The organism is Actinophytocola sp. (assembly GCF_036002505.1).
Taxonomy (GTDB): Bacteria; Actinomycetota; Actinomycetes; order Mycobacteriales; family Pseudonocardiaceae; genus DASYTH01.
This window is the reverse complement of record NZ_DASYTH010000182.1, coordinates 1-6,922: the sequence shown is the minus strand read 5'-3', so window position 1 is coordinate 6,922 and position 6,922 is coordinate 1. Positions and strand designations below refer to the sequence as shown.

9 protein-coding genes and 1 pseudogene are annotated in these 6,922 nt (G+C 69.4%); 4 read left to right on the top strand and 6 right to left on the bottom strand.

Annotated features, from left to right (window positions below):
- From VGR06_RS15315 to VGR06_RS15305, 3 genes and pseudogenes are all read right to left on the bottom strand, one after another.
- Positions 1-182: pseudogene (locus VGR06_RS15315) on the bottom strand (hypothetical protein); the annotation flags it as partial.
- Positions 182-814, bottom strand: a complete 633-nt coding sequence (locus VGR06_RS15310; RefSeq protein ID WP_327559738.1) for a DUF3558 domain-containing protein — start codon at positions 812-814, stop codon at positions 182-184. The gene VGR06_RS15310 and the pseudogene VGR06_RS15315, both read right to left, overlap by 1 nt.
- A gap of 19 nt (positions 815-833) precedes the next feature.
- Positions 834-1,226 carry a hypothetical protein gene (locus tag VGR06_RS15305; RefSeq protein ID WP_327559737.1) on the bottom strand — a complete coding sequence of 131 codons (393 nt, stop codon included), beginning with the start codon at positions 1,224-1,226 and terminating at the stop codon, positions 834-836.
- A 128-nt stretch (positions 1,227-1,354) separates the two neighbouring features.
- Between VGR06_RS15305 and VGR06_RS15300 the strand changes: the two genes are divergently transcribed.
- The 3 genes from VGR06_RS15300 to VGR06_RS15290 all read left to right on the top strand — a co-directional run bounded on the left by VGR06_RS15300 (position 1,355) and on the right by VGR06_RS15290 (position 3,178).
- The gene (locus VGR06_RS15300; protein ID WP_327559736.1) at positions 1,355-1,732 is read left to right on the top strand and encodes a hypothetical protein; all 378 of its coding nucleotides are present in this window, start codon (positions 1,355-1,357) and stop codon (positions 1,730-1,732) included.
- 70 nt (positions 1,733-1,802) lie between these two features.
- Positions 1,803-2,813: a hypothetical protein gene (locus VGR06_RS15295; RefSeq protein WP_327559735.1), complete on the top strand. Its 1,011-nt coding sequence runs from the start codon at positions 1,803-1,805 to the stop codon at positions 2,811-2,813.
- Complete coding sequence (locus tag VGR06_RS15290) at positions 2,810-3,178, top strand: hypothetical protein (protein WP_327559734.1); 369 nt, start codon at positions 2,810-2,812, stop codon at positions 3,176-3,178. The genes VGR06_RS15295 and VGR06_RS15290 overlap by 4 nt, the downstream gene beginning before the upstream one ends.
- A gap of 11 nt (positions 3,179-3,189) precedes the next feature.
- On the opposite strand, the gene VGR06_RS15285 is transcribed toward VGR06_RS15290, so the two are convergent.
- From VGR06_RS15285 to VGR06_RS15275, 3 genes are all read right to left on the bottom strand, one after another.
- Positions 3,190-3,603 carry a hypothetical protein gene (locus VGR06_RS15285; protein ID WP_327559733.1) on the bottom strand — a complete coding sequence of 138 codons (414 nt, stop codon included), beginning with the start codon at positions 3,601-3,603 and terminating at the stop codon, positions 3,190-3,192.
- 160 nt (positions 3,604-3,763) lie between these two features.
- The gene (locus VGR06_RS15280) at positions 3,764-5,104 is read right to left on the bottom strand and encodes a HAMP domain-containing sensor histidine kinase (protein ID WP_327559732.1); all 1,341 of its coding nucleotides are present in this window, start codon (positions 5,102-5,104) and stop codon (positions 3,764-3,766) included.
- Complete coding sequence (locus VGR06_RS15275; protein WP_327559731.1) at positions 5,101-5,820, bottom strand: response regulator transcription factor; 720 nt, start codon at positions 5,818-5,820, stop codon at positions 5,101-5,103. Before VGR06_RS15275 ends, VGR06_RS15280 begins: the two co-directional genes overlap by 4 nt.
- Positions 5,821-5,927: 107 nt before the next feature.
- Between VGR06_RS15275 and VGR06_RS15270 the strand changes: the two genes are divergently transcribed.
- A partial coding sequence (locus VGR06_RS15270; RefSeq protein WP_327559730.1) for a hypothetical protein occupies positions 5,928-6,922 on the top strand: 995 nt, incomplete at its 3' end.

The following is a 6,922-nucleotide window of genomic DNA, read 5'->3' as shown; positions in this document are numbered from 1 at the left end:
GCTCCCGCCGCATCTCCCTGCCAGGCGGCGTCCATTCGCCCAACCAGCCGCCGAATACGCTCCGCCCGGTCGCGGTACTTCCCCGCCACCTCGTTCACGATGGCCGCCGCGCCCGACAACCCCTCCGGCCCATCACCACCGGTGAAGTTGTCGTAGATTTCCTTGCCGGTCATCCCGACCATCAGCCACCCGCCTTCAACGTCACGATCACGGCCCCCGCCACCTGCTTCGCCCGGTCACACGACGCCTGCCCCTTCCGGCCACCCACTTCGCCGGCTCCGAACGTCAGCGTGTCCGAAATCCCCACCGTGATGTTGCATGCGCCCGACGGCCGACTATCGACGCCATCCTCGAACACCGCCGGATATCCGTCCACCGTCGTCTCCTCGAAATAGGCGAAGGTCGGCCGCCCGCGATAGGTGTCAGAGAGGCCGTGTTTGTTACCGGTGACGAACCCGACCCCAATGGTGCTGTCCACCTCGCGATCGGCGGTCCACGCGCAAGATGGGCCTACCTGTTCGGCGATCGCACCCGTCGTGCTGGCCTTCCCAGGCTTGCTCACACCGAGCGCGCTCAACTGAGCCGGAGTCAGCACCTCGCACGGTCGCGACAGAAAACGGCTGGCATCCAGTGGGTGGGAGACCCGGGGTGCCCCATACGTGTTGTCCTCGCTCGGCGACGACCCGCCACTACTCGACCCTGGTGGTGGCGTTGACCGCTCCGTCCCGGATCCAGATGGAGATATCGGCAGGCCGCCCACAGCCGATGAACAGCCACCAGCCGCAACGGCGATCACCCCAGCGACCACCCACATCATGCCCGCTCGCATCGAGTCAGTCCCCATCCACCTTGCGCAATCGAGCCGCGCTCTCCTCGCCGGAACTCACGTAAGCGTCGCGGCAAGCCCGCAGCTTCGCCAGTTCAGCCGCCATGTAGTCGGCCATGGCAATGTTGTGCCGCACCGCTTCGTCCAGCGATTGGGCAGTAATCCGGGCTTCCGCCGTGCTCATGACATCCTGGGCCGGAGGTCTGACCAGCTGACGTGCCTGCCTGAGGTCTTGCCAGTCCAGGCGGATCTCGTCCAGGATCGCTTCCGCCTCGGTGATGATGGCGGTCAACTCGGCGAGGTCGGCGAAGACGTACTGGCCGCCGGCGCCGCCTCCGCCGCTGCCGGTAATGGCGTATCCGACCTGGCCCAGCGGGCTTGCTTCGCTCTCGCCGTCCACGGTGACTCCCTTCCCCGCAGTCCCGTTGACGCTCCCGCCAGGAGCGTACTGGATGTGACAGCGGGACAACTCTCGGAAATACAGACGCGATGACCACGGCTGCCGTTCCGGCCCGATATGGTGGCTCTGTGACCAATGACGATGGCCCACTGTTTCGGCATGCGTTCCAGCGTGCCGACGATATTGATCAAGCGGAGCAGCCGGCGGCGCGGCGGAAGGCGTGGGTGCGCTTCCTCGCTCCTGCCACGGCGGCGTTTGCCGAGGGGTTCCTACGTAATGAGCTGATGGTCGGCGCGGTGCTGTTTTCGATCATTGTGATCGGAATCGGCGCGACGTCCGGAGACCCTGCCTGGACGATTGGTTGCATCGTTTCAGGCGTTGCCGGCATGGTGCTGGTAGGACTGGCATGGCGGCGACGCTGGTCGTTCGGCCGGCAGTGGGCGGTGATCGCCGGGGTGCTCATGCTGCAGATTGCGGCAATGGTCACGTTCTGGAAATTTTCCTGACACCGGGAACCATCCCCCGAATGGCGCCGTCCATCCGGCATTCCAGGACAGACGAGTCTGAGGGAGTGCCGTGGCGAGCGTGGAAGTCGAAATCAGCGACCTGCGTGGATGGGCGGAGCAGGTCGGCCGAGCGAGCAAGGACATGGGTTCCGCGCACGGTTACGGCACCGGAAACATCGCGGACGCCGACTTCGGCCGCATCCTCGAGGTGATCACCGGCGATTATGCCGTGCTGCTCCCCAAGTTCCACGCCGTTCTGCAGGCCGACAGCGGCGGACTGGACATGACAAGCGGCGCGTTGATCGCGACCGCTAACGACTACAAGAAAATGGACGAGCGTTCGCGGAGCCATTTCACCAAGCTGCCCGGCGGCGAGACCGCCCATACCACCGACGATGGCGTTGCCAACGGCTTCGACGACACTGCGCCGGCGGCGGCCAAGCTCGTCCCGCCCGACGACGGCGGAGCGAACCTGCCGGAGGTGTCGTTCGGCTGGCTGCTGGACAAGGTGTGCGACCTGATCGTCTGGGTCGGTGGGCCCGACCCGCGGGAGTACGTGACCAAGTGGATCGCCGGTGACATCAAGAAGGCGGCCCGGCAGGCGTCCGCCTGGCAGCACGTGGCCGAGTGCGCCGAGACCGTCCGGGCCAACCTCGACACCGGCAAGGCGGCAATCGCCCGGACGTGGAAAGGGCCCGCCGCCACCGCGTCGTCCGGCCACATGGACAAGTGGCACACGGTGCTCACCGACCAGAGCACGGCGATGCGGAAGATGAGTGGGCACCTCAAGGACGCCATCGAGCAGGCGGTCAAGATGGCTCAGGTGGTTGTGGACATCATCCACACGGTGATCGATCTTGTCTCTGCTGCGTGGAGCGGCGCCTCGATCCCCGTCTTCGGTCAGTGGAAGCTGATCAAGACCGTCAAGGAGGCGATCACCATGGTCAACAGTGCCCGCAAGGTGATCCAAACCTTCTGGAGCGCAATGACCATGATCAAGGATCTGATCGCGGCGGGCGTCAACGCGTTCAGCGTGGACGCGCTGCCGCCGACCCCGTCCACCGCCGAGGTGCCCGGATGACCAGTGGCGTTCCGGAACTCGAGGAGCGGCTCCGCGCGGCCATGGCCGAGATCGACCAGGCGGTCGCCCAGGCAAGGCAGGATCTCGCCAGGTTCGAGCGGGAGAACCGGCTGACCCAGGAGGAGCTGCAAGCCCTGCACGACTCGGCGGCGCGCGGTGAGCTGGGCTTCGACATGGAGGAGGCGGCGCGCCTGGTCGACGAGGGCCGCGACACCTGGGCAGCGATCTTCTCCGGGGAGTCGCCGAACTCCGTGCTGCTACGTGGCCATCTCGAGCGGATGATCGACCAGAACCGCGACGCGGTCCGGACGGCGCTCGAGGAGGACCCCGACTTCGACCCGTTCCCGCCTGACCAGCAGCTCTGAGGCGTCGCCGGCTACATCTTTCGGAGCCAGGACGGTTCATCCGGCGGCCAGAAGTCCCGGCGATGCGGACGTTCCGCAATCCGTTGGATGCTCGTGCCGACCTCGCAGGTTCGGGACAGGTCGGACTGCTGCAGGCCCGCGGCCAGGGCCAGCAATCCGGCCTGCTCGAAATACAGCCCCGACATGCCGTCGCCGAGGGGAACCTCGAGGTCATCCATGATCAGCAGCAGTTGCTTCCTACTGCGGTTCGAGCCGAACTCGTGGTACTGCGTGCGCAGGTCGATCTCCTGGACGGCGGACAGGTCGATCTCCGACCGGCCGGTCAGGGTCGAGATCACCAGCGTGATCCCGCGAACCGTGTACCGCCGCCGGAAACGCTTGTACAGGTAGGGGATGGCCGCGTAGGCGACCACGACGACGGCCACCCACCCCGCCGCGTCCCATTTCCCCGGAGTAGATCCCGACTCCGAACACCCCGACCAGGACTCCGGCAACCCCGATCCAGAACAGCCCGCGCAGCAACGAGTTTTCCACGATGCGCATCGGCACCGCTCCCGAACCACGTTCCCCAGACATGGCGTGAGGTTACTGTCCAGGGTGGAGCGAACGCCAGCGAACCTGGAAGCGGGCGCCGCCGTCCGGGGACTCGGTGACGTGGACGGTGCCGGCGCGGCGGCGGACGACCTCGGCGACCAGCGCCAGGCCCAGGCCGGAGCCGCCGCTGGTCCGGGCCCGGTCGTCCTGGATGCGGTAGAAACGGTCGAAGACGCGGGCGCGGTGCTCTTCGGGGATGCCGGCGCCGTCGTCGTCGACCAGCAGGCGCACCAAGGAGGTGGCCGGCAGGACCGACACCGTGACCTGGGCGCGGGCGTGGCGGACGGCGTTGCGGAGCAGGTTGTCGAGCACCAGGTCCACTTCGGACGGTGCGGCGGCGACCCAGCACGGGCCGCCGGTGGTGTGCAGGTTGACCGCTGGCCCCTCGTTTCCCTGCCGGGCCACGGCATCCCGGGCGGCGGCGCAGACGTCCACCGGCTCGGCGGCGGGCAGCTCGCCGGCGTCGGAGCGGGCCAGGGTGAGCAGGCCGTCGACCAAAGTGGACAGACGTTCGGACTCGCGCACCACCTCGGCCAGAACTTCTTGGGACAGCTCGGGATCCGGGTTGGCGACGGCGACCTCGGCCTGGACCCGGATGGACGCCACCGGGGAGCGGAGCTCGTGCGCGGCGTCCCCGGTGAACCGGCGCATCCGCTCGGTCGCCTCGTCCCGCCGGGCCAGCAACGCGTTCAGCGCGGCGGCCAGCGACCGCAGCTCGTCGTCCGCGGTGGGCAGCGGAAGCCGGCTCCCCGCCGGCAGTTGGGCCGCGGCCCGGCGGATCCGCTCCACCGGACGCAGCGACGAGCGGACCGCGAACCAGGTCGCCACGCCGGCCGCCGCCGCACCCAGCACCGCCGCCAGGATCAGCCAGTTCAGCGCGCGGCGCGGCGCGGAGGCGTACCCGACCAGCGCGGTGCCGACCGCCACCAGCCGCTGCGAGCCGTCCGGCGCGGTCACCACCGTGCCCATCCAGCGCTGCGGCGGCTCGGTGCCCAGCCGCAGCACCGGCGTGCCCGCCTTCAACGAGCGCACATCGGCCGGGTCCAGCGCCGGTTTCGGCCGCCCGTCAACGGGATCCCCCGCGGTGTCCAGCACGTGCACCTGCAAGCCGACCGGCCCGGGATCCGGCACCCGGCCCGACTCGACCACCGGCAGCACGGCCGCCAGCTCCTCGCGCAGCTCCGTGTCCGCCGAGCCGACCAGCAGCGGCCGCATCAGGTTGCTGGTCAGCACGGCCAGGAACAGCAGCACGACCAGCGTCACCACGGCGGCCACCAGCGTGATCCGGAAGCGCAGCGTGCGCCGCCACCACAGCGCCCGCGCAACGTTCATCGGTTGTCGAACACCGCGTCGATGTCCGCGTTCGACGCCAGGTAGCCGTGGCCCCGCACGGTCCGCACGATCCCGCCCGCACCGGCCAGCTCGAGCTTCTTGCGCAGGTAGCCGACGTACACCTCGACGGCGTTGCGGGTGGCCGCCTGCTCGTCGCCCCATACCGTGCGCAGCAGCTCGTCCTTGGTCACCACCGAGCCCGCCCGCGACGCCAGCGCGTCCAGCACGGCGAACTCCCGCGGGGACAGCGCCACCAGCTCCCCGGCGAACCGCACCTCGCGGGCCGCCCGGTCGATGAGCAGTTCACCCAGCCGCAGCCTTCGGTCCGCGCCGGTGGCGGCGCTGCGCCGCAGCATCGCCCGCACCTGCGCGACCAGCACCACGAACGAGAACGGCTTCACCAGGTAGCCGTCCGCGCCGAGGTCCAGCCCGTCCGCCTGGTCCACCTCGCCGTCCTTGGCCGACAGCAGCAGCACCGGGGTGCGCACCCCCTCGGACCGCAGCCGCTGCAGCACCCGGTAGCCGGAGAGCCCCGGAATCATGATGTCCAGCACGATCACGTCGTAGGCGCCGGTCCGCGCGACCTCGAGCGCGCTGGGTCCGTCGGCGGCGACCATCACGTCCATGCCCTCGGCGGACAGGCCGCGCTGCAGCGCCCGGCGCACGCCCGGCTCGTCGTCCACCACCAGCACGCGGGGTCTCACGCTGTACAGCATGCCTTAGGTAAATCTCAGCTTGCCCGCCGCTCTCAGCGCCATCTCAGGTCACCGGGTGCACTCTTTGTGTTGCGAGAACATTGCGAACAGCGAACGTAGGGGATTTCATGAAAACGAAGAGGACCGCGTTGAGCGTCGGGGTCAGCGGTTCGGTCGCCGGGGTGGTGGGGCTGGTGCTGCTGGCCGCACCGGCCGGAGCGGGGGGCGCTCCGCCGGCGTTGCCGCAGATCAGCGCGCAGGACCTGGTGCAGTCCGTGCTCACCGCGAAGGTTCCGGCCTTCAGCGGGTCGGTGCAGGTGAAGCAGAACCTGGGGCTGCCGCTGCCGATCCTGCCGACCGGCGGCGCCGACGGCGTGGCCGCACGGGTCTACACCGACGGGACCGGCAAGGCCCGCATCTCGCTGGCCCAGCGCGCCGCGGAGACCACGATCGTGGCCGACGGTGACAACCTGTGGATCTGGGACTCGTCGGACAAGACGGTGCGGAAGATCCCGCACGGCCAGGCCGACGCCCAGCAGAAGGCGCCCGAGCAGCTCGCCGACCCGGCCAGCGCGGCGACGAAGCTGGTCGAGACCGTCCAGGAGTCCAGCAACGTGACCGTCGACGGCACCGCGCAGGTCGCCGGCCGGCCGGTCTACCAGCTGCTGCTGACGCCGAAGCCGACGGAGAAGACGCTGCTGCGGGAGATCCGGGTGGCGGTCGACTCCGAGACACGGGTGCCGCTGCGGCTGGAGGTGCTGGCGAACGGCCAGTCCGACGCCGCGCTGGAGGTCGGGTTCACCGAGTTCAGCCCCGGGGCGCAGGACGCGAGCCTGTTCCAGTTCACCCCGCCGCCGGGCGCGAAGGTGACCGAGACCAGGCCGGGCGAGCACATCGACCCGAAGGCCGCGCGTGACCTGTTCACCCAGCTCGACCCGCAGGTCGTGGGCTCCGGTTGGGACACCGTGCTGGTCGGCAAGGTGCCGGCGCAGCTGCTGTCCATGGCGACCGGCGGCCAGGCCCAGGGCCGCGGCAACGGCAGGACGCCGGACGTGACCGGGCTGCTGCGCACGTTCGCCAAGCAGGTCAACGGCTCCTTCGGCACCGGCTGGGTGGTCAGCAC